The sequence below is a fragment of the Haloarcula regularis genome, assembly GCF_029338315.1.
GTDB lineage: Archaea > Halobacteriota > Halobacteria > Halobacteriales > Haloarculaceae > Haloarcula > Haloarcula regularis.
In genome coordinates this window covers 1,624,551-1,645,874 of record NZ_CP119794.1, presented here as the reverse complement: position 1 = coordinate 1,645,874, position 21,324 = coordinate 1,624,551, and the positions used below count along the sequence as shown (strand labels likewise).

Below are 21,324 nucleotides of genomic sequence, written 5' to 3'. Positions count from 1 at the left end.
TATGACCCGTTTAGCAAGAACACCCCGTTGGCATGTGGACAGAGGTGAACAGCTATGATGGGGCCAGAGCAGCGACGTCGGAAAATAGTTGAACTCGTAAAGAACGCTGACGGACTGTCGGTGAGCAAGATTGCTACAGAACTCGATGTCTCAGAGACTACGGTCCGCAGAGACCTCGATGATCTCGACGATCGTGATCTGATTGAGCGGACACACGGTGGGGCAATTCCAGTTACGACCGTCGGTTCTGAACCGTCATTTGATGAAAGAGCAGTCCAAGGGATAGAAACGAAACGAGTCATCGGAACGAAAGCAGCGACCGAGATCAAAGAGGGACAGGTCGTCTTTTTCGACTCCGGGACGACGACGTTTCAAATCGCTAAGGAAGCCCCGAAAGATGGGTCGTTTATGGGTGTCACGAACTCCCCGCTACACTCGATCGAGCTCAACAAGAGGGAGGGAAACGTCGAGGTGACAGGTGGATCCCTTCGAACCAAGTCGATGGGGCTCGTCGGTTCAACAGCCGAAGACTACGTGCGCTCTTCGAATTTCGATATTGCGTTTATTGGGACGATGGGGATAGATGAACAGGGGATCTTTACAGTGCATGTTGAACCCGAGGCAAGTCTTAAGCGAACATTGATAGCGAATTCAGCAAACGATAGTCGTCGCCGACTCGGATAAATTTGGAGAGAAGAACTTCAGAGAATTCGCGACGTTCGACGATATCGATGGGGTCGTGACTGATGCGAGCGTTCCCGAGCAATTCACCGAGATATTTGAAGAGGTTGAGACGGAATTGATCGTGGCAGAAAGTGATTAAGAAGGGTGACGCTGGCAGCTGTACTGGGTGTTCACCACTCCTGCCCTGTCGTTACGATTGAAGAAAGAGCCACAGGAGCAGTTTTGTCTTGGTCAGAGCATCTCGCTATACGAGTCTACGAAGGCGTATATGTCGTCGTAGGTCGGAGGAACACCGTTCCTGACGAAACTACCGGCGACGGCATTACCTACAACCATTGCTGCAGGTAAAGAAAGCCCGGCGAGGTGTGCGATTATGAAACCGACGTTGAAATGATCACCCGCGCTTGTCGTCATCGACGGTGAGTCTGTCGTTGGTACTTTGATTGCGGTGGATCTGGTCTGAGAGATGCCGGCGCTTTCCGTTCGACCGTGCCCGACGTACTGGTCTATTCCGAGGATTTCGTGTGCCGATTTGGCGTCTGAGCGAAGTGTCCCACTGGCCTCTCCACCGTCCGCTCCGGCTATCTTTTCGGTCTCTGATTTGTTCGCGCTTACCGTGACCGGCACCTTTCGGTTGATTGCTTCGAGATGTGCGGCCCCCTGCTGTATCTGGTCGTCCGGGAGGTTCCGGATATCTCCTGGATCGAGGAATATCCGGTCCGGGGGCGAATCCTGAAGTGGCCATGTTTCCTCGACAAGCCGGTCGAGAAGCTCCGGAAGCGCCGAGGTCACGTTCCAATATCCAACTCCCAGCAGATCACGGCCGTCAAGCGCGTCGGCCACTCTTTCGACAGCCACACGCTCAGTCAGTTTCTCCCAGTCCAGCGACGCGGCTTCACTGGTCTCGCTTATCATTAGTTTCCCGTCGTCGAACTCGACAGCGTCGCAGAATCCGGGTTCCCCGATGGTGAGGAGTGTCGACTCAGAGAACTCCGTCGTGAACGGTTCTTGGACCGGCTGACCATAGGTCCCGATCATGAGGGTGTTCGCATCCAATTTATTAAACGCGCGGGAGAGATGACACGCGTGACCACCAGTACGCGTCCCCTCTTTTTCCCACTCGATTGTGAGCGAACTCCCCTTGGCGACGGAATCGCTCAATAGATCTTCTAAGTCCGAGAGGCGCTCCAGTCGTTCGTATTCCGTCGGACTTTGACGTGTCTCGACCATCGTTCGGACATTGTCAACGACGCCGTCGAACCCGAAGGCGAGCTTGCCGCCGGGGAATTCGGCGGGGAGTTCCTGCTGACACGCTTCTATCGCTGCTATTGTTTCGTCTGATGTCGCTCTTTCGGCCATACGACCGCAATTCGAGGGGCCATAATAAAGTCTGATTGTAGGTAACCGTGGCTGTTGGTGGACATTTCGTGGGGCCACGCGATCCTCGAGAGAATCTGTATCCTGTCCGATAGATGTCTCGCAGAGATATCGATTGACGCTATGCCGACTGGGCTTGTTCCGTGGGCATCGAACCCATCATCATTCCGAGTACGTCATCTTCGACCACGTCGTCAGTGTCGATTGTTCCGACCAGGTCGCCGTTATTCAGGACTGTAATCCGGTCCGTCAGGTCAAACACTTCATTGAGGTCGTGGCTAATCATCAACACCGAGATACCGTTGGCTCGTAGCGATCTGATCAACTCCTGAACCCGCTCGGTGGAGTCCGCAGACAGCGCCGAAGTCGGTTCGTCCATAATCAGGATATCAGGGTCAGTGACGAGCGCCCGAGCGATGGCGACAGCCTGTCGCTCACCACCAGAAAGTGACTCGACTTTGGTGGTCGGATCGAGATGGATATTGAGTCGCTCGCGTAGTATCTTCTCTGCTCTCTCCTGCATCTGGTCGTAATCGATGATAGAGACAGGGCCGGCCACTGATTTTCGCGGCATCCGACCGAGAAACATATTTTCCGCAACGGACATCTCATCAACGACTGCCAGATCCTGATAAACTGTCGCTATTCCGTGACGCCGCGCATCTTTCGGACCACCGATATCGACCGGCTCCCCGCGAATAAAGACCTCACCTTCGTTCGGGTCGTGGATTCCCACGAGTACCTTCACGAAGGTGGATTTCCCCGACCCATTATCTCCGAGCAATCCGAGAATTTCCCCTTCGCGAAGTGTGAGGTCGACGTCGTTCAGAGCTTGAATATTACCGAAGTTCTTCGTGATGTTACGAACTTCGACCAGTGGCTCGCTTTCACTAACCATGGTTACACGAGCCAATTGGAAGTATTTATAATTGACGACAATACTGCTTCTCAACTCCGACGCACTGATCAGATAAGGTCCGCCACCGACCGGTGTATCAGAGTAAAATTTATATATGAGGCTATATACATCACAAATCGTAGTCGACAAACAATCATGACTGTTAGCAGACGTAACCTAATAAAGACGTTAGGCGCGACGGGAAGTATCGCACTTGCTGGCTGTTCGAGTTCCAACGATGGCGACGACGGTGGTAGTGACGGTGGGGATGGTTCGGATTCCTCTGGAGATGGCGGGTCGACCCAAACGTCGACAAAGACGACGTCCGGTGGAGATGGGAGTTATCATATCGGATTTGCCATCATGGGTCTCGGAGGTGACCCGTGGATGGGTGCGTTCCGGAAGGGTGCAGAGTGGTACGCTGAAGATCAAGGCCTGGAACTGACCGTTACCGACGGTGAATTCGATTCGGCGAAGCAGATCAATGACGCCAAACGCCTCGTCCGTCAGGACGTTGATGCGATCCTGACCAGTCCGGTGCAATCAGACGCTGCGGTGACGATGGTCGAAGAGGCCAACGCCGAAAACATACCCGTCTTCACCGCTAACTCCACAGCGGCGACGTCCGAGGTTCCGATGTTCACTGCATTCGGTAACCAGGACGCGGCGAACTCCGCCGCAGGTGTCATGGCCAACAGACTCGAAGAACGATACGGGTCCCCCGAGGGACGAGTCGTCGAAGTTCTCCTCCCACAAGATACAGAGACGTTCGTCCAGCGCCACGAAGGCTTCGTCTCCGGGATGGAAGAGTACGACGATATCGAAATCATCGCTCAACTCGAGTACGACCAGACCCAGGAGGATGCTGCGAACAAGATCTCGACGCAGTTGCAGCGCGACGACGACTTCGATGCGCTGTATTGCCCGGACTTGCTGTCGGGGCTTGCTTCGATGTCGGCGTTCGAGAACGAGGGTGTCAAAGAACCAATCGGTAACGAGGGGCACATCACGACAGTCGGACTCGATGCCGGCCCGAACACACTCAATGCGATCCGGAACGACTACTTCGACGCTGCCATCGACCAGCCGAACCTGTTCTACGCCCATCACGATGAAGTACATTGTTGATTACCTCGATGCTGGTCAAGACAGTGGCGTCATACCGGAAGTCGGTCAGGAGATCACCGCCGACGACCAGACGTTCGCGACCGGGAATCAACACGACGGCATAGACCCGTGGGCGGACCCGCTGTGGGCGCCCGCACAGATTGAGGAACTCGAATTCGACGACGGGATGCAGACCTACTTCAAAACCAGCGGCGTCACTGTGACCAAAGAGAACGCAGATGCACCGTACCTCTGGGGTAATCTCGCGTAAGAGTGTTTGATAGATGTCTACTGACGTGACCTCGAATATATCGAACGCCTTGGACTTCGACCGTCACGAGGCGGTTCTCTTCGCGTTGGATAACATGATCTGGCCGATCCTGTTATCCACGGTGTTAATTTTCTCTATCATCGTTCCGGTGTTTAGCTCGCCTGGCAACATCCGTGCACTGCTGTTCGGTACCGCGGCGTTATCGGCAATTGTACTCGGCGAAACGCTGTGTCTCTTGAGTGGGCACTTCGACCTCTCCGTCGGTGCTACTGCTGGATTCGCCGCGATATTCAGCGCACTGTTCCTCACGGAATGGTTCCCTGGCACTTCAGGGGCGGCCGGTATACTGCTCATCCTCCTCGTTGGGATGACGATCGGCTTGATAAACGGGGTCTCTATTACCTACATCGGTGTGAATCCATTTCTGCAGACGCTGGCGATGCTGATGATACTCTCCGGGAGTGTCAAGTTACTATCATCGTCAGCGCTCACTGGCCTCCCAGAGACGTACTTGTTCGTCGGTGGCGGGCAAGTAAGTGGTATCCCCGTCGCCATCGTACTCATGGGTGTGATTTTCCTGGCGTTTGGTGTGTGGCTGAAATATTCAGCCACCGGCCGTGCGATATACGCCGTAGGCGGAAACAAAAAAGCCGCTACTGAGGCCGGCATCAACACGACGTTTATCATCATCCTCGTGTACGTCTTCTCGGGTATGCTGAGTGCGTTTGGTGGTCTACTGTACACGGGATTCCTCGGAGTCGCACCCCCGACTATCGGACAGAACGACGTCTTTCCGGCATTCGCTGCAGCGGTCATCGGCGGCGTGAGTCTGTTCGGCGGCCGTGGAAACGTCCTCGGCGCCGTCGGTGGTGTGATACTGCTCGCGTCGGTCGAGTCAGCACTCGTCCTCATGGGAATCGAAGCGACCGCTGTCGACGTCATCAATGGCTTCGTGCTCCTCGCGGCGATCATCATCTACACGATGGAAGAACGGATTCGACGGAAGGTGATAACAAAGTCGTAACGCTCCCGGATTCACATCGTCTTGGCTCCCCCTGGTATATCGGTTGCTTCTGACGCTCTTCCTGCGGTGACCGGAGTGCATGACTCTTTCTGTCGACGAGCCTCCGGCAGTACCTTTTTTTACGAGTCCCCTCTCAATTTCGACCACGGTGAAGCATGAAGAAACTAGTCAATGATCCATCGAACGTCGTCAACGAAATGCTAGACGGGTTCGTATCGGCCCACTCGGAAGATGTCGAACGACTCGAGGGCACAGACGTCGTCGTGAGGAACACCGCTCCGGTCGACGGGAAAGTCGGGGTTGTCACCGGTGGCGGAAGTGGGCACGAGCCGATGCATGCTGGCTTCGTTGGGGAGGGCATGTTGGACGGGGCCGCTGCCGGAAACATCTTCACCTCGCCGCCCGCGACAGACATGCGTGAGATGATTGCGACCGTCGACGGTGGTGAAGGTGTCCTTGCAATCATCAAAAATTACGAAGGCGATCGCATGAACTTCAAAACGGCAGCGTCGATGACCGACGTTGAGTTCGAGCAGGTCATCGTTGATGACGATGTTGCGATTGCAGATTCGAGCGATCGAACTGGGCGTCGTGGTGTGGCCGGAACCGTGTTCGTCCACAAGGTTGCCGGCGCCGCAGCAGCCCGTGGTGAGTCGTTGGCAGAAGTTGCACGTGTTGCGGAGAAAACAATCGATAATCTAGCGACGATGGGGTTGCGCTAACGTCGTGTATCACACCGGAGAAAGGGGAACCCACCGTGGAATTGGGCAATGATGAGATGGAACTGGGAATTGGTATCCATGGTGAACCAGGCATCAACCGCACAACGATAGAATCCGCCGACGAAATCACTGATAGTCTCGCAGACGCAGTAATCAGCGACCTCGAGTTAGGGGAAGAGCACGAAGTCGTCGCGATGGTCAATGGCCTTGGAGGAACACCCCAGAGCGAACTATACATCGTCGCGAACCGTCTCGACGAGATCCTCGATGCGCACTCTATCGGCGTCCACGATATGTGGGTCGGCGAGTACTGTACCTCGCTGGATATGGCGGGTTGTTCGATTACCTTACTCTCCATCGACGAAGAACTCCGTGAATTGCTCGAGTATCCGGTTTCGACTCCTGGGCTGACTATCAAATAACCACCAATGTCATCGCCAGAAGACACCGAACCGGTCGAACTGTTAGACACACTTCTCGAGCGTGTCGGCCAGCGGATCGAGGATGAACGCGATCATCTCACAGAACTCGACTCGAAGATCGGGGACGCAGACTTTGGGATGAATCTCCATCGAGGCTGTCAAAGTGCACTCGATGCTGTCGAAGCCCTCGAAGACCCTTCCCCGACGGAGTTCGTCTCGACTATCGGTGAGACGCTGCTCGAAGAGATGGCCGGCTCGTCGGGGATTATCTTCGGCCGGTCACTGATGGTGGCTAGTGAGGAACTAGACGAGGAGCTATCTGTGGACTCCGTCGCCGCATTCGCAGAGGCGTTCAGGGAAACTGTCGAAGACCTGGGTGAAGTGGACGTCGGCGCAAAAACAATGTACGATGTCGTCGTCCCAGTAACGCATGCACTGAGAGCAAGTACGAATACCGAAGAACACGGTCCGCTCCAATCGAGTGCCAGAGCAGTTGAAGCGGCCCGCAGAGGGGCGATGTTCACCACTGCTCTCAGAGCGAAGCGAGGCCGAGCGTCGTACACGGAGTGGCGCTCTGTCGGCAACCCCGATCCCGGCGCAGTCGGAACGTATATGATTCTTAGCGTGATTCATGAGGTTCTCGAAGACGAAGTAGGTGAACGGTGCTCGCCAGGATTCGACGACGAGTTCGATTCCTAACCTGATCGGCCCCTACGTGTGCTTCGGTGCTTCCAGCACCCCTCCGGAAGTCACGATTCCACAGTGGACACAACCCCCGTCGTTCGTTATTGACGAGTGAAGTGAGACGATTCTTCTGCAGATAGTCTGAAAATAGTCTCAACTTCGCCACCGAACCAGCCTGCAATGGCCTGTCCGAATCCGATTGATTCATCGGTCTTCCGAGTCTCCTGCCCAATTGCTGCCACTATAATCGGAACAGCCTCGACATCAAAGATGAGGCTGATACTTGTCAACGATGGTGTGGACATCTAGTAATATCACTCTCGCTATCTGGCTATATTATACAGGTGTGTGGTTATCTATCGGAAGTGTGGAGGTATTTGCGCCATATATTATTACATAGCGCCATGCAAACCTATATTAACTATAATTGACTCTATAAACGCTCTAATTGATATTCACGGAGCCGCTGTGACGTCTCAGAATTCATTGTCCGACGGCGGCTGGCTCGACAGGCGATCGAACCGCTCCTGCGCTGCGGCCTGGGGCTCTTCGTTCGCGTCGGGCTCGTAGTCTCACTCGACAGCCTCGCCCTCTACGATAAGCACCGATAGAAATGTGTCGGCGTGGCAGCCGGCCTCGGGCAGTTCCGATGCCCCAAGCACTGCTTCGCCGACCTCCTTGTCACCCTCACCAGAGTCTCGTCACTGGCCGAGCTCGTCGTTGTCGATAACCGCGGCGGTCCCACCGATGTAGCCGGCGTCGTTGTGTGAGACCACCAGGTAGTTGATGCGGTCGATCTCGTTGGCCCCGGGGTACTGCAGGATGTACTCGCCGTCGTCTCGATAGAGACCGGTGTCGATCAACATTGTCTCGCTGGTCGGCCCGACGACGAGCGTACTCAACGATTGCCCAGTTCGAAGCAGGAAAAAACTTCCGGATCTGCCAAAATGTCTCGGTGTTCATGGTGGCTAGTTCTGTGGGATATGAAGTCGTCTCAGAACGGAGTTAGAATTAGGAGTCTTGCTCCCGTTCCTGTTTTTCGACACACCATTCGAACAGCTCCTGACGCAGATCATCCTCTGTTTCTCCAAATAGACTTCCAAGTCTGTATCCGAGACTGTCCCAAGTGATGGTTTCTGGGGGCGGCCCCTCTGCATATTTTGATGATTCGTCGCTACCGTTGAGATCTTTGACGGCAGCCGTCCACCCCCGTTTAAACGCTCCTTGGCGATCACTACCGGGATTCTCCTGGCGAACATCTCCAAGCGGAGTGGTCGGATCATCGATCATGGCCACAAGTTCAACTCCTTGATCAAAAAACTCGGTCGTATTTGGAGATTTTCTTTCCCGACGATATCTCTCAGTCGTCACAGGGTGGCACTGCGTCCGGTGTGGCTTCATCTCGGAGGTGACGACGAAGGCGACAGTACTCGGACCGGATTGTATCCCGCTCGATCAGCATGAATCCGGCAACGACCACAAGGAACCCGACGGCGGTCCACAGTGACACTATCGCACCAAGGAGGAGCCAGCCGATGAGGGCGGCGAACACTGGAACGACGTACGCGACGAGGTTCGCTCGGACGGGCCCGACACGTTCGATCAATCCGAAATAGATTGCGTATGCGACTGCTGTCGATGGGATGGCGACTGCGACAAGGCTCACGATCGTTACTGGACTGATGCTGACGACGCTCTGTTGAGCTTCTCCGACAGCGAGACTCGCGACATGAAGCAACACTGCACCTGTGGCCATCCCCCAGGCGGTCAGCGGAACGCTGTCCATTCGCGGTTCGACGTGCCGGAGGACGACACTCCCAAGCGCGACTGCCGCAGCGGCAGCAAGGACCAGTAACTGTCCCATAGCACTTCCATCGGTGAAGGTCAATGGCGAGGGCTGGACGATGAGGACGACACCACCGAGCGCGACCCCGATACCAATTGCCCCGAGCCGCGACAGCCGCTCCCCGAGCAACCACCAGGCAAATACCGGTGCCAAGATCGGATTTAGCCCATACATGACGGACGCTGCTGCCGGCGTAGTCGTCTCCTGTCCCAGGAAGAGTAGGCCGTTGTTGAGCAGTACCAAGAACACTGCCGCAGCCGCAATTGCCAACATGTCCCCACGTGTTCGTGGGAGCCAGGCCGACCGTGGAAATTTCATCGCGACGTAGGCCAAAAGGACCACGGCTGCCAGGTCAAACCTGAGCCCTGCGAACAGCAGTGGCGGCAACTCACGAAGCCCGGTCTTGATAGCGACGAAAGATCCACCGAACAGCGATGCCAGGACGATGAACAGGGCTGCGTCACGATACCGAGGAGAGAGCGAACGCGTGAACGAGAGTCGTTCGCGTACCGCCGGCTGACTCAGTTGCACCACCGACCCAGGACATTGCTTCTCATTGTTCCCGCCTACGAGCTATACCGTGAAGAGGGCTGTGCGAGACACGGTGGCACTATTCCCAAGTGGAGTTCACTCTTGTTTCTCTCAGAGACGGAAACTGGTGAGTTAGTCGGTCCTGTGTCCAATGCCCTACCAGACAGTCTATCTTCGCTTTGACGTTTTCTGAGCCTGGTCCTTGTTATTATCAATGCATGGGCCTAAGTATGCGATATTCTATATTCAACAATCCAAATACTTTTCCACTTACTGTATTTGTGGAATCAAGAACGTAAAGGTAAACACAAAAAATAGGATTCAATTCTAAAAGTTCGATTTTGTATAGATGTTATGTGGATACATCTATAAAAAATAAACCGGGGGATGGAATTGTCTATTTCTGGATACGCTCTTGGGAAGTAGATTGTGGATTGCGAGAGCTGCGGCTGAAAGTCGAAGAGGGCAAGGGCACCGCGCCAGCGGTGCCCGATATGTTCCCAATAAGCCGGTTCGTATCGGAATCGGCTGCAGCGGACCTGCTGCAACAGGTTCGCTGGCGTGATGGTGTCGAGTGCCCCCGCTGCCGTTCTGACCTGACGGTCAGAAACGGCAGCTATCGGGTGTATCAACGGTATTTGTGTAAGAATTGCGGTCGGACGTTCAACGACAAGACAGACACGATCTTCGCTCACTCGAAGCTCTCGCTGAAAGAGTGGTACTTCACGATCTACGTGTTCTTACGGTTCAACACGAGTATTCGGCAGATTGAGGCGGAACTCGATCTTTCGTACAGAACGGTGAGACGGCGCGTCGAGCGCTTCGTCAGCGCGCTCGACGCGCCTTCGATCACGCTGTCAGGACCGGTCGAAATCGACGAAGTGTACGTGTCTGCGGGTCTCAAAGGGCGCGAGCGCGACCAGGAGTCGCGCTCGCGCGGCCTGTCCACGCGTGGACGAGGATCGTACGACGGCGACAAACCGCCGGTGTTCACGCTGGTCGATCGTGGCTCGGAGGAGCGCTACGTCGTGCCAGCGAAATCCGCCGACGAATCGACCATTCGACTCCTGCTTGCTGACCACGACGAGGAGTCGCTGACCGTCTATACGGACGGATTTCGGGCCTACGATCCACTTGAAGAAGACGACGCATTCACCCGCAAATACGTCGTCCACAGCGACGGAGAATACGCTGACGGCGACATTCACGTCAACACCTGCGAGAGCCACGCGTCGCTGACGCGACGGTGGCTCTCGCCCCACCGAGGAGTGTCAAAAGACAAGCTAACGCCGTATCTCAGAGCCTTTCAGCTCCGCTGCGAACTCTACAGAAAACCAGGTGACGAAGCGCTTAAACATGCTCTCGCCGCCGCCCTCTGAAGATCAACAACGTGCTTCACAAGAGCGTTCTGGATAATTCCAGCTGGCGTTCGGCCGTCGAGTGCTTGGTTGGGTCGTTCGTGGTTGTAGTGGTGTCTGAAGCGTCGTAGCCGCTGTTTCGCGCTGGATTGACTGCCTCTCCAGACAGAGTGAAAGCGGTCGATTCGTATGGTCACAGTCTGAACCACTTTTCCGTGTGGTTCCGGATTCGATAGTCAAGTTGACTGTCAAATCGTGAAGTGAGAGGGTAGTCGGATAGCCGCCAGCATCAACGAGAAACACCGTATCGTCGACATCATGTTTCTGAGTGTGTCGGTGTATGAACACCGTCCTCAGAAATCTACGATTTATATTGAACTGCACGAGAACTCAGTTCTCGTGAACGCCGCGGGATCGGTCCCACGGCGGCTGTATACGTCAACCTCGAGCAGCAGTTTCGAATCAACGTCGACGGCGGCGTACACCCATCTCTTTTCGCCGTCTACTTCGACTTGTTTCTCGTCGACCGCGACGGCTCCGCGGTCGGCGGGTCGCGCTGTGCTTCAGACAGTGTATGCACCCAGTTTCAGACCGCACCGTGGGAGCGGTCGACACCCAGCAGATCCAAGATAGCGACCGTCTCCCTGATTGACATCCCCGCTGTATGGAGACACACCACAAACCGCCGGATGGATGTCTGGATGCGCTCGTTCTCCCACTCGTCTTGGCTGTCCTGGTCTAACGTCTCTCTGAGAGGGCTGCGAGTCACATGAGCACTTCTCGCTACGGCCTCCTCGCTTTCCCAACTCGTTCAATAAGACAGTGCCCTAAAATATGATTCCCTCATCGCGAGTGACTGTATCAGACGGCCCAAAGGCCGCTTTTCCGTCATAGATTGTGATGGAATTGTCATGGGACTGGAGTGGGATTCCCGCGTCTCCAGCCGCGGGAGGTAGTCAACTGTCGGCGATGACACCCACCCGTGAGTGCAGTCGTGTGACGGCTCCTCAAACTACAGCAATTCGGTTCCGCCGCGGGTCGACTTCCATCTCCGAACCAAGCGGTAGCGGTACGATCGGCGTCGTGTGTCCCCAGTCGAGTCCGAAGACGAGCGGTGCCTCCGGGTTGTACCGAGCGACCTGCTGCCGTATCGCCGACCTGACCGACTCCCGATACTGGTCCTGTTCCGCCCGGGACGGCTGTCGGGTACGATTGCGTCCCGGGATCCGGCCGACGACGACGGCACTAAACTGGTCCAGCAGGCCACGTTCCCCGAGACACAGCATCGACGTCGCAACCTGCTCCGGGCTGGGCAAGTCTGCAGCGATCTCGAGCGCCAGTATCGCGCCCTCGAGGCGCGACGGTTCAGGTAGGTACTGCTCGCAAGCGAGATGCTGGTCGACGACCGCTCGACACCCGCCCCACACTGGGCCTGAGACGCGGTGGGTCCCACCAGCCCACTCCCATCCCGGGTTCGGTCGATACGACGGGGGCGTCGTCGGCAGCTGGTCGTCTCCCCACCAGTCGGTCGGTTCGTCGGTCCACACGTCGCTCGGAGCCACCTCGCCGAGCGACGCGTCGAACAACGCCGCACTGACAGAGCGCTCTGTATAGGCCGGCAGTTCCCCTCTCACCCCGAGTTCGTTCATGAGCTGGCCTCCGTTGTACGAGACGATACCTGCCTTCCAGAGAAACAGTCCGATGTTCGTGTTGTCGCTCATCCCGTAGAATCGCGTGGGATTGGTACGGAGCGTCTCCGGATCGAGGTACTTGAGCACCCGGAGCTGATCGTATCCGCCGATCGTCGAAATGACACCCGTGATAGACGGGTCCCGGAACGCGGCGTGGATGTCCGCGGCCCGGGCGCGTGGACGTTCCTCGAGGAATGCACTCGACTGCCGGGCGCTGGGAAAGACGACTGGTTCGAGGTCAAATACGTCACGTAACCGCGACAGTCCGAGCTCGAACACCTCGGGGAACTTGCTGGCGAGCCCGGCTGCGGGACTGACGACGGCTACCCTGTCACCGCGTTCCACTGGTGGTGGCACGATGAACGAATCAGATGGCACCGTACGTACGTTCACGGACGACGCCGTAAATATGCCTGTGGGCTTCTTGGAACCCTCAACCGGTGTCCGATTTCAACATTCCTGCTGCATACGGCGTTCGAGTCAGTCATGAATACTCTCCGCGGTTTCGATCATCCGAAGCAATAGATAAGAGCGTATAGCGAGACGCAGCACCCCTTCGAATCCCTGAGTACGCTCCGCAGTCGCTGTTGATCTCCTCGGGAAAACTCAGAGATCAAATTGTAATGGATATGATCGAATAAATCCTACTGTTCTTGGTATTTGGCCATTGGTATTGGTCTAATCTCATCAACGGTCTGTATCCTCGTATGCCATACGCAATCTCGACAAGCAACAACACACAAGAACCCAGTTGAAACGCGATACTGAGGAGTAGGTCTGGAACAGACGTGTCGTACTCGGTTGAGGGGGCTACTCCCGTTTCAGAGCGGTGACGTTCTCGAGAAACCGGTCGTCGTGCGCGTTCTGAGTGGGTAAAAGCCGCGTTGTAGCCTCCAGCGAATTGATGGCCGTATCATGAAAACCAGCAATCGACGTATGCCCTCCAGTCAGCGCCGGTCGTTCCTCGGAGCGATCAGCACCGCACTCGGTTTCGGCCTCGCGGGTTGTACAGGCCAACACTCAGTTGAGACAGGACCAGAATCAGACGCGGCGACCAGTACGAGTGACAAACTGGCACTTCCCTCTGCCGTATCTCAGGGGGACCTCCCTGATGGGGACGTTGTTCTCAAGCCGGATGGAAGAATCGTGTTGTTGAATTTCTTTACGACGTGGTGCCGCCCGTGTCAAGACGAGATGCCGGCCTTCCGTCGACTACGTGCGGAGTACGATACCAACACACTCCATCTCGTATCGATTACACCGGAAGTGGACGAGACGCTCATCAAGGAATTCTGGAGTGAGTACGAGGGAACGTGGCCTGTCGTTAAAGACCCGGGTCTCGTTGCCACCGACCGATGGAACGCGAACAGTTACCCGACGAATCTCGTGTTCGACGCGGATGGCTCGCCTGCGACTGGTGACAGCCCCGAAGTCAGCGCGCGCTCGTTCGAGGAGTTCAAATCGGTTATCGATCCGTTGGTGACGGAAGCGTAACGATGGTTGAACTCGGTCTCGCCGCGTTGTTCGGGCTCTCGTTCTCGGCCGGCGTCGCGACGTTCTTCGCCCCGTGTGCGTTTCCACTCCTTCCCGGCTATCTCTCGTACTTTCTGAGCGATACGGTTTCGCGTCCCCGTGGCGGGACCGTCACCGACGTCACGGATGCAGCCAGGGACTCGACACCCACAAGCCCGCTCGTCGAGTGGGTTCGCCGTCCGCTCGCCCGAGCGATGCTCGTGAGCGTCCTCGCCGGGGCCGGGATGGCCCTCGTGTATGTCGGCTTGGCCGGCTCAGCCGCGTTTCTCGGGGCACAAGCCTTCGCTGACATTGCAGTCCTCGAACTCGTCGTCGGCATCGTGTTCCTCCTTTCGGGAGGGCTCATGGCGACCGGGTGGAAGCCGACTCGATCGATCGCCCAGTTACCGGAACGGAGACGCTCTCTCGCCGGCTTCTTTCTCTTCGGCGTGCTGTACGCCGGAGCGGCAGCCGGCTGTACCGCGCCATTATTCATCGCAGTCGTGCTGCAGGGGATGTCGCTCAGCCCGGCTCTTGGCGTCGGGCTCGCCGTCGCCTATGCGTGCGGTATGAGTACGGTACTCGTCGGAGTAACGAGCGTCACAGCGATCGGTGGGTCGTCACTGACGACGGTGCTCAGTGCTCACACGCAGACGATCTACCGCGCTGCCGGCGCGTTGCTCGCGCTCTCCGGTATCACAGAGATATACTACTACTTCTATGGATTCCCGGAGGTGCTACCGCAATGAGCCAGCGCCACCTCGTTGTCACTCTCTGTCTGTCGATCGCGTTGATCACTGCCGGCTGTGCTGCGCCGACCACTCCCGATGGCTCCCCTCCCACGCTGACCGCGAACGACGCCGCGGACGCGAATGCACTGATTCAAGCGCACACTGAGACGCTCGGATCGAGCTCGTTCACGGTCCACTCGAGAACGACGACCCGAGACACGAACGAGACGTTTCGCCTCACCACCACGCAGTCGTGGCGCGTCGAACCCAGCCACCCTGTCCGCATGAACGTCACCCGGACGCAGACGGCTGTTGGCGACGCTCCGAACGGCTCCGCACAACGCCCGGACGGGATAACGGCGTGGCGTCACGGGAACGAGACGACCGTTCGCGTGGAGTTGGATACCGGCAGTCAGGTTCGCGCAGTTGACTTACTCAATTCTTCGGCACGACTCAACCGGGCCCTCCACCGACAACTTCTCTACAGGTTCAGCACCCACCGGAACGCGACAGTCGAGAACGTGACACGGAACGGAACGCACTACTACCGCGTCCAAGCCGAATTGAACGACACGCACGTGTCTTCGAACGCGTCGATGACGCTTCTCGTTCACCGGGCGGGGTACGTCCGAGAAATCAAAACTACCCGAACAGTCGCCTACCGATCAGGTCCGCGGGTGATCACGAGGACGGTGCGGTTCTCCCAGATCAACGACACCCACGTCGTGCGCCCGTCGTGGGCGTGAGGAGGGAGCCAGTCTGGCCCTCTCGACTGTACCCGAGCCACTGATTGCACCGCAGACGAGTCACTCACTCCCCGTGTGACTCAAGTACCTGTTGGAGTCTCTCGAGTGAGAGCTTTCGCACTGAGCTGGAGAGGACGATGTTGTGGCCGGTTAAGCCTCTGAACTGGCGTTCTCGGTACCTCGGTATCAGCTGTTGGTGGGAGAACGGAGCTTAACTGAACACGAATAGTCGCTGCTGACTACTCCTCTGTATCGGTCATGCCGGTACTGACAGACGCTGAGTGGTTTGAAAAGAGGCTGCTGCATACAGTGCGCAAATCGGTCACCAGTTGGGCTCATGCGTTACCCTATTCGAACCGGCCATCGCGGTTGTGGTTAGCATAACTCGTGTGCTAAGTGTGGATGAAGGGTCAGTCACCGATGCCCGGGTGCGATTCGAGATCCACCACAACTGCCGAAGAACCTTGAACGGTTGCTGATATAGTTACCGTAATGTCTTGATTTACACTTCAGGAACTGCAAACCGGTTTCAGAGTCCGACGGAGTTCTGCTGAGGTCCCATGACCCCATAGAACTATATTGCATGTATCTGAATACATCATAACATTTGGATTATTAAATGAGTGATTCATTTTACACCACGGTAACACTCTTGACAGTTGTCATGATTGCCTTCGCGACCGGACCAGCGATGGGGGCAATCACACTGACACCCGTTTCTGACGATCAGCGTGAGTCGGCGGAGTTGCGGCCATCTATTGGCGCAGGTGACGGAGTACTGCCAGCAGCGCAAGTCGAGTTCGAGACGAGAGGCTCGGGGGCAGTACAGAACGTTGTCGTTGTCGAGCGTGTCGACCGTGACGGCGACGGCTACGCCTCGGGATTCCGCCTCAAGATAGTTAGCGACACGCGTCCGAAGGATCCGAAAGAGAACAGCCAGGCTGGGCGCTCGACCGCCAAACTGTTCTCGGTCCTCATCGGCGGTCCGTTCAAGAAACTGCACGATTTCTTCACCAAGGACGCCTCCGACGAATTCTTCACCCGGACAGGTGGTGCGAGCGGCTACAACCGACGGGACCCGCGATATCTCGACGTACCGGCCTGTCGGACCGAAACAGTACCTTGGCCCAGGAGAGGAAGCCGACGAGACGCCACTGTACGTCGGAACCGCACGTGAGGGGGCGGCGTGGACACACGAGAGCCACGCTGTCGAGATGTCGGGGTTTCTCGGGCCAGAGCAAGAGCGAACGACCATCGAATCGATTACGCTCGAGGCCTGCTGGGACCCAGAAGCGAGAGGGTCGTTGACGGGCAAGGACTTTGATGCATGCCTGCAGCCGACTGACATCCCCGACCAGGGCTTCGCTGCTATCTTCGACGCACTTTACGGCACAGCGCCGTTCGTATTCGTCCCCGACGAACCGCTGAAGGTTGAATCCCCTGAGCAGGACCAGACCGAGACGATGACGGTCACGTCGAACGTCGACGGTGCCGTGGTCACGATCGACAGAGAGCGCGTCGGGACCACGCCATGGACCGGCGAGGTTCCGACCGACGTGGGTCGGGACGGCCCAGTCCGCGTTACTGTGGCCGATCGGGGCTACATCCCGGAGACGCGCCGGATGGCCGAGCCACGTGACATCGACACACGACTGACGAAAATCGAGCAGCCGATAACGGTCCGCACCGCGACGCCGGGCGCGACCGTCTTCGTCGATGGTGAAGTCGTCGGAGTGACGCCATGGAGCGGCGAGCGGTGGGTCGAGGGCTCCTACGACGTGTTTATCAGTGCCGACGGGAAGGCTCCGAGTCAGTTCACCGATGTCAGGGCCGGTGATACCATCTCGACCGAGCTGGTGAACGACAGTCTCATCACGAGCATCGCCGAGCCGTCGCTGGACGACACATCGCTCAACGGGTCCACTGACACCACAACGAGCGAGACGTCGGATGATCGTGATTCCGAGCCCGAGCTGCTGCTCACGAACACCGACATCACCGACACCGAGCTCGAAACGGAGCTGAGCCAGATACAGGATGTCCAGCTCGTCGACTCGCGATTCGAGGCGAGCGAGACCACTGTCAACGTTGGCGATCCGGTAACGCTGACGGCAGGACAGTCCTACAGTCTGTTCGGGAGTATCACAGCCTACGAATGGTCCTTCGGCGATGGTAGCACCACGGGTCGGCTCACAACCGCCAGTCGGACACATACGTACGCCAGTCCGGGGACGTACACCGTCGAGCTCACAGTCCGAGACGGGGATGGTAACACCGATACCGCGACGACGACAGTAACTGTAGAAGACACGCCGCCGAAAGCCGCGTTCGCTCCGAGCACGTTCGACTCACAGACGGGTGAGGCGGTGTCGTTCGATGCCCGTGGATCGACCGATGCCGAAGGCCCAATCGATTCGTATCGCTGGACGTTCGGTGATGGGGCGAGTGCGACCGGGGCGACACAGACCCACACGTACACGAGTGGCGGGAGCTACACTGTTCGGCTAACGGTCACCGACGATGGCGGGAACACTGCCGTTCGCGAAAAGAGTATCGACGTTACGGTTCCGAACGTGCGCCCGTCTGCTGATTTCACCTCATCGACCGACCGTGACGCCGGTACCGTGACGCTCGACGCGAGTGTGTCCAACGACGACGACGGGACTATCACCCAGTACGTCTGGTCCTTCGAAAACGGGACGGTGACGACGGGTGAGCGAGTCACCTATGACGCAGGGGAGACGGGTTCACGCGACGTCGAGCTGCTGGTCGTCGACGACGCTGGTGGCTCTGCGACGATAACCAAGACAGTCAGCAACACGAGCGAAGTACAGACCGAGACAGCGAACACGGCTGCCCCCGGCAATGCCGGCGAGACGTCCGCCGAAGTGACTACCACGGAGACTTCGACCACCGCTGAGGAGTCGGGCGACGGGATACTTGCTGCGTTGGGTGATCTTCTCCGGGAGATTGTCAAGGTATTCGGATAGGGCTCACTCTGAGAGAACCAGCAACGGATGGGCCACACGTCGTATGTAACTGGGTTTCGGACCGGTGGTGACGAAGTGGAAGTCACCCCCTTTGGTACAGCCACGCTCTGCAGTCAGCGGACTCGCAACGAACTATTCACGGCGGATGCTTTCATATTCTGGTGTGAGAACTACCTAAGATCATCTCGGCGAATACTGTACTCTGGGCACTCTTTCTTGCAGACCTGAGTTACCGTTCTCGCCACGAAAGGATGACTCCGATGAACAGAAACGCGGGTAGAATTGCGACGACTGGAGAAGCGACACTGCCGACGAGGAATACTGCCCCGACAACAGCCACAAGTGCGGTCGCAACGAACCGAAACGATCCGCGATACAGCAGGTAGATCGAGGGGAGTGTCACGAGAAACGCGACAGCAGTCACGACGAGAATCCCACCGCCAAGGAACAGGCGCACAATGGCACTCGCATTCTCCGGCGTGCCAGCCATCTCCGAACCGAGCAAGACGCCACCAACTGCCAACTGGGCAAGGAACCCCAGAAGAACCATCTGCCAGCTTCGGGGCATCACAGACCACGACCCATGACGTTCGTATCGGTTTCTCCCCGCTTGAGGCTGTTCGAGCCGTCTCTCGGCGGGAGTGATGGTCTGTTCATCGTCTATCAGACACCTCGCTCGGCAAGACGTGGAAGGACGACCTCCATCATTGCCCGGGCGTCGAGATACCAGTTCTTCCAGCTGATGATTGGGAACGGTCTGGGGGGTTCCTCTCCGTCCTCATCAGTAATCCCGCCCGCAGATTCGAGCGGTGCGCGCTGCATACCGATAGCCAATACGTGGTCGTCGGGCGTCGCACGTGCGACGTGAACTCCGACGGTCCACGATCCCTCTTGACCGCTGATGACGCCAGCGTACGTTTCGATCGTGGTCGTTTCGTCGAAGATCGTGGGCTCCGATGGGGTGACTGACTCGGGCGCGTTGGCTGCGATTTCATCGCCGAGAGCGAGATAGCCATCCTGGGAGAGGCGCTTTGGACCTTCGACCCACCGGACGTTGTCGGCATCGGAAATCCCCACGTCTCGGAGAAGTGTTCCGATGGTGTCGTCCGTCAACAACTCCTTCGTATCCATCGAGACGACTGGGTTCGCCTCAACGCCAGCGACAGACGCGGATGGCGTGGAGAGTACGGCTAGGTCGAATACGGCACCGCCGAGCGCGGCGGGGCGACCGTTTTCGAAGAGAACGCCATATCCGTCGGGGAACTCCCAGTTGAAAAGCGAATTGCCGACGCTTGCAACGGTCAAGGTTTTCGTATCAAACGTCTCTCCTGTCTCGACTGAGCGTCCGCCGACGGCGTCGAGACCTTTACCGAAGACGTCAGCGAACGACTGGCCCTCCGGCACGAATACGAGTGTCGGCGCAGTTGTCGGTTCCTCCTCGGCCGCAGAGCCAGACGCCCCCTTCTGTGACCGAGGGACCCAGGTGCGACCGGGGTACCATCCAGTCTCTGCGACCCACATACTCCCGGGGTACCACATACTTCCGGGATACCACATGCTCCCCGGATACAATTCTTCGTCAGTCAGCCACATACTTCCCGGATAGAAGGCTTGACCTGGGACTTCGAACGCGTTCACCTCTTCGGTCTCTCCGAGAGTGAGTGTCTCCCGTTCGAGCGCAGCGCCGCTGAATACCGAAATCGGCACGCCGCTATCGCGCGTTCGCAATCCTGCCGGCGCCAGTAGCGTAATCGCCGCCGGGTCGATCTCATCGTCCATTTCGAAAACAGCGAGAGGCAGATTCCCTGAGGTGAGCCTGGTTCCCGACGTGAGCGTTGCGCCCTCCTGGAGTCGCCCCTGGTTCAGTTCCTTGGTGTACTGCCCGACTGCCGTTCGTATGACGCCGTACTCAGACACACCTTTCGTCCTGCTGTACGACGAGAAGTGACTGGTGACAGCAATCTCTAGATCGCCGTTCGGCCCTGTTCGAGAAACACTTGTGGAATCCCGCAGTGTTTCACTCAACAACAGCCCTTCTTGCTCATCTGGTGGCAACGTGACGGCAGTCGCCTCGAACTGCTGGCTTGTCACGTCGGAACAACCTGCTATCGATGTGGCTCCCAGAACTGAAAGACCATAGAGAAAGTCGCGTCTACGGAACTCGTTTCGATTAGACATACGAAGCATTTGTTCGGCATTTGATTTAAAATAGGACACTATATATAGTTAAATCTACATCTTGTGTTATCGGAATTACACCGTATTTAACGGAACCGGCTGATCAAATTCTGTTGATGCAACGCAAGAGGACTGAATTAAACAAATCTCAATGGTGCATGCATCCTCTGTATCGGTCACACTGATCCTGACAGATGATAAGTCGCCAGAGGGGCTGTACAAGATACACAGCGCTTAGTCAGCACAACGATGTTTCCAGATCGAAGTTACTCAGTACGGGAGTTGGTTTTCTCAAAAATTCGGATTCGCTCGGAGTCGATCAGAACGGGATATCCCCATGATCGGATAGAAATTGTGGTCGGAGCATCCGAATCAGATACCAGTGTATTAAGCGCATCTGGATCGACAAAATCGAACAACGTTTCTTCACGCTCTTCAACATTTTCACCTAGTTTCAAAAATGCGGTTACGATTGCGAACTCGACTGGTGTAGTTTGGTCATAAGAGTGAGAAACCAGTAATTCACCCTTTATTACCAAATTATCGAACACA

General features: G+C 56.8%; 20 protein-coding genes and 2 pseudogenes. 12 read left to right on the top strand and 10 right to left on the bottom strand.

The window, feature by feature from the left end:
- The first annotated feature begins 54 nt into the window (after positions 1–54).
- Positions 55–684 carry a DeoR/GlpR family DNA-binding transcription regulator gene (locus tag P1N55_RS08960; RefSeq protein WP_276278559.1) on the top strand — a complete coding sequence of 210 codons (630 nt, stop codon included), beginning with the start codon at positions 55–57 and terminating at the stop codon, positions 682–684.
- A 231-nt stretch (positions 685–915) separates the two neighbouring features.
- Here the strand turns inward: P1N55_RS08960 and P1N55_RS08955 are convergent, their stop codons facing one another.
- Positions 916–2,043: a hypothetical protein gene (locus P1N55_RS08955; protein ID WP_276278558.1), complete on the bottom strand. Its 1,128-nt coding sequence runs from the start codon at positions 2,041–2,043 to the stop codon at positions 916–918.
- 139 nt (positions 2,044–2,182) lie between these two features.
- On the bottom strand, positions 2,183–2,959 hold the full coding sequence (locus P1N55_RS08950) for an ATP-binding cassette domain-containing protein (protein ID WP_276278557.1): 777 nt from the start codon (positions 2,957–2,959) through the stop codon (positions 2,183–2,185).
- Between the two features lie 156 nt (positions 2,960–3,115).
- Between P1N55_RS08950 and P1N55_RS08945 the strand changes: the two genes are divergently transcribed.
- The 5 genes and pseudogenes from P1N55_RS08945 (at position 3,116) to dhaL (ending at position 7,204) form a co-directional block, all read left to right on the top strand.
- A complete protein-coding gene (locus P1N55_RS08945; RefSeq protein ID WP_276278556.1) occupies positions 3,116–4,087 on the top strand; it encodes a sugar ABC transporter substrate-binding protein in 972 nt (323 codons plus the stop codon).
- Positions 4,071–4,337: a hypothetical protein gene (locus P1N55_RS08940; protein ID WP_276278555.1), complete on the top strand. Its 267-nt coding sequence runs from the start codon at positions 4,071–4,073 to the stop codon at positions 4,335–4,337. Before P1N55_RS08945 ends, P1N55_RS08940 begins: the two co-directional genes overlap by 17 nt.
- A gap of 13 nt (positions 4,338–4,350) precedes the next feature.
- A complete protein-coding gene (locus tag P1N55_RS08935) occupies positions 4,351–5,361 on the top strand; it encodes an ABC transporter permease (protein ID WP_276278554.1) in 1,011 nt (336 codons plus the stop codon).
- A 155-nt stretch (positions 5,362–5,516) separates the two neighbouring features.
- Positions 5,517–6,505, top strand: a pseudogene (gene dhaK, locus P1N55_RS19700) (dihydroxyacetone kinase subunit DhaK).
- A gap of 6 nt (positions 6,506–6,511) precedes the next feature.
- A complete protein-coding gene (gene dhaL, locus P1N55_RS08920) occupies positions 6,512–7,204 on the top strand; it encodes a dihydroxyacetone kinase subunit DhaL (protein ID WP_276278551.1) in 693 nt (230 codons plus the stop codon).
- A gap of 686 nt (positions 7,205–7,890) precedes the next feature.
- Here dhaL and P1N55_RS08915 read toward each other — a convergent pair.
- The 3 genes from P1N55_RS08915 to P1N55_RS08905 form a co-directional block, all read right to left on the bottom strand.
- Positions 7,891–8,091, bottom strand: coding sequence for a ComEC/Rec2 family competence protein (locus P1N55_RS08915; protein WP_379688838.1), 201 nt, complete (start codon positions 8,089–8,091; stop codon positions 7,891–7,893).
- 109 nt (positions 8,092–8,200) lie between these two features.
- Positions 8,201–8,479 (bottom strand): hypothetical protein, encoded by a 279-nt coding sequence (locus tag P1N55_RS08910; protein ID WP_276278550.1) that lies wholly within the window; start codon positions 8,477–8,479, stop codon positions 8,201–8,203.
- Positions 8,480–8,549: 70 nt separating this feature from the next.
- Positions 8,550–9,566 carry a DMT family transporter gene (locus P1N55_RS08905; protein ID WP_276278549.1) on the bottom strand — a complete coding sequence of 339 codons (1,017 nt, stop codon included), beginning with the start codon at positions 9,564–9,566 and terminating at the stop codon, positions 8,550–8,552.
- A 494-nt stretch (positions 9,567–10,060) separates the two neighbouring features.
- Between P1N55_RS08905 and P1N55_RS08900 the strand changes: the two genes are divergently transcribed.
- The gene (locus P1N55_RS08900) at positions 10,061–10,945 is read left to right on the top strand and encodes an IS1595 family transposase (protein WP_276278699.1); all 885 of its coding nucleotides are present in this window, start codon (positions 10,061–10,063) and stop codon (positions 10,943–10,945) included.
- 26 nt (positions 10,946–10,971) lie between these two features.
- Here P1N55_RS08900 and P1N55_RS08895 read toward each other — a convergent pair.
- Positions 10,972–11,693 (bottom strand): annotated as a pseudogene (locus P1N55_RS08895) (hypothetical protein); the annotation flags it as partial.
- A gap of 238 nt (positions 11,694–11,931) precedes the next feature.
- Positions 11,932–12,993, bottom strand: coding sequence for a S66 family peptidase (locus tag P1N55_RS08890; protein ID WP_276278548.1), 1,062 nt, complete (start codon positions 12,991–12,993; stop codon positions 11,932–11,934).
- A gap of 558 nt (positions 12,994–13,551) precedes the next feature.
- Here P1N55_RS08890 and P1N55_RS08885 point away from each other — a divergent pair.
- The 5 genes from P1N55_RS08885 (at position 13,552) to P1N55_RS08865 (ending at position 18,594) form a co-directional block, all read left to right on the top strand.
- The gene (locus tag P1N55_RS08885; protein WP_276278547.1) at positions 13,552–14,109 is read left to right on the top strand and encodes a TlpA family protein disulfide reductase; all 558 of its coding nucleotides are present in this window, start codon (positions 13,552–13,554) and stop codon (positions 14,107–14,109) included.
- A 2-nt stretch (positions 14,110–14,111) separates the two neighbouring features.
- Positions 14,112–14,876, top strand: a complete 765-nt coding sequence (locus tag P1N55_RS08880; RefSeq protein ID WP_276278546.1) for a cytochrome c biogenesis CcdA family protein — start codon at positions 14,112–14,114, stop codon at positions 14,874–14,876.
- Complete coding sequence (locus P1N55_RS08875; protein WP_276278545.1) at positions 14,873–15,604, top strand: hypothetical protein; 732 nt, start codon at positions 14,873–14,875, stop codon at positions 15,602–15,604. The genes P1N55_RS08880 and P1N55_RS08875 overlap by 4 nt, the downstream gene beginning before the upstream one ends.
- Positions 15,605–16,268: 664 nt before the next feature.
- Positions 16,269–16,781 carry a hypothetical protein gene (locus tag P1N55_RS08870; RefSeq protein ID WP_276278544.1) on the top strand — a complete coding sequence of 171 codons (513 nt, stop codon included), beginning with the start codon at positions 16,269–16,271 and terminating at the stop codon, positions 16,779–16,781.
- A gap of 37 nt (positions 16,782–16,818) precedes the next feature.
- Positions 16,819–18,594: a PKD domain-containing protein gene (locus P1N55_RS08865; protein ID WP_276278543.1), complete on the top strand. Its 1,776-nt coding sequence runs from the start codon at positions 16,819–16,821 to the stop codon at positions 18,592–18,594.
- A 229-nt stretch (positions 18,595–18,823) separates the two neighbouring features.
- Here P1N55_RS08865 and P1N55_RS08860 read toward each other — a convergent pair whose 3' ends face one another.
- The 3 genes from P1N55_RS08860 to P1N55_RS19925 form a co-directional block, all read right to left on the bottom strand.
- Positions 18,824–19,162, bottom strand: a complete 339-nt coding sequence (locus P1N55_RS08860) for a hypothetical protein (protein WP_276278542.1) — start codon at positions 19,160–19,162, stop codon at positions 18,824–18,826.
- Positions 19,163–19,257: 95 nt separating this feature from the next.
- Entirely contained in the window at positions 19,258–20,511 is a 1,254-nt protein-coding gene (locus tag P1N55_RS08855) for a DUF6517 family protein (protein ID WP_346430014.1), read from the bottom strand.
- Between the two features lie 527 nt (positions 20,512–21,038).
- On the bottom strand, positions 21,039–21,323 hold the full coding sequence (locus P1N55_RS19925; protein WP_379689979.1) for a HalOD1 output domain-containing protein: 285 nt from the start codon (positions 21,321–21,323) through the stop codon (positions 21,039–21,041).
- Between the last annotated feature and the right edge of the window lies 1 nt (position 21,324).

Coding starts and splice junctions, on each gene's coding strand:
- P1N55_RS08960 (WP_276278559.1), top strand. CDS start 55: ATGATGGGGCCAGAGCAGCGACGTCGGAAAATAGTTGAACTCGTAAAG.
- P1N55_RS08955 (WP_276278558.1), bottom strand. CDS start 2,043: ATGGCCGAAAGAGCGACATCAGACGAAACAATAGCAGCGATAGAAGCG.
- P1N55_RS08950 (WP_276278557.1), bottom strand. CDS start 2,959: ATGGTTAGTGAAAGCGAGCCACTGGTCGAAGTTCGTAACATCACGAAG.
- P1N55_RS08945 (WP_276278556.1), top strand. CDS start 3,116: ATGACTGTTAGCAGACGTAACCTAATAAAGACGTTAGGCGCGACGGGA.
- P1N55_RS08940 (WP_276278555.1), top strand. CDS start 4,071: ATGAAGTACATTGTTGATTACCTCGATGCTGGTCAAGACAGTGGCGTC.
- P1N55_RS08935 (WP_276278554.1), top strand. CDS start 4,351: ATGTCTACTGACGTGACCTCGAATATATCGAACGCCTTGGACTTCGAC.
- dhaL (WP_276278551.1), top strand. CDS start 6,512: ATGTCATCGCCAGAAGACACCGAACCGGTCGAACTGTTAGACACACTT.
- P1N55_RS08910 (WP_276278550.1), bottom strand. CDS start 8,479: ATGATCGATGATCCGACCACTCCGCTTGGAGATGTTCGCCAGGAGAAT.
- P1N55_RS08900 (WP_276278699.1), top strand. CDS start 10,061: ATGTTCCCAATAAGCCGGTTCGTATCGGAATCGGCTGCAGCGGACCTG.
- P1N55_RS08885 (WP_276278547.1), top strand. CDS start 13,552: ATGCCCTCCAGTCAGCGCCGGTCGTTCCTCGGAGCGATCAGCACCGCA.
- P1N55_RS08880 (WP_276278546.1), top strand. CDS start 14,112: ATGGTTGAACTCGGTCTCGCCGCGTTGTTCGGGCTCTCGTTCTCGGCC.
- P1N55_RS08875 (WP_276278545.1), top strand. CDS start 14,873: ATGAGCCAGCGCCACCTCGTTGTCACTCTCTGTCTGTCGATCGCGTTG.
- P1N55_RS08870 (WP_276278544.1), top strand. CDS start 16,269: ATGATTGCCTTCGCGACCGGACCAGCGATGGGGGCAATCACACTGACA.
- P1N55_RS08865 (WP_276278543.1), top strand. CDS start 16,819: ATGTCGGGGTTTCTCGGGCCAGAGCAAGAGCGAACGACCATCGAATCG.
- P1N55_RS08860 (WP_276278542.1), bottom strand. CDS start 19,162: ATGCCCCGAAGCTGGCAGATGGTTCTTCTGGGGTTCCTTGCCCAGTTG.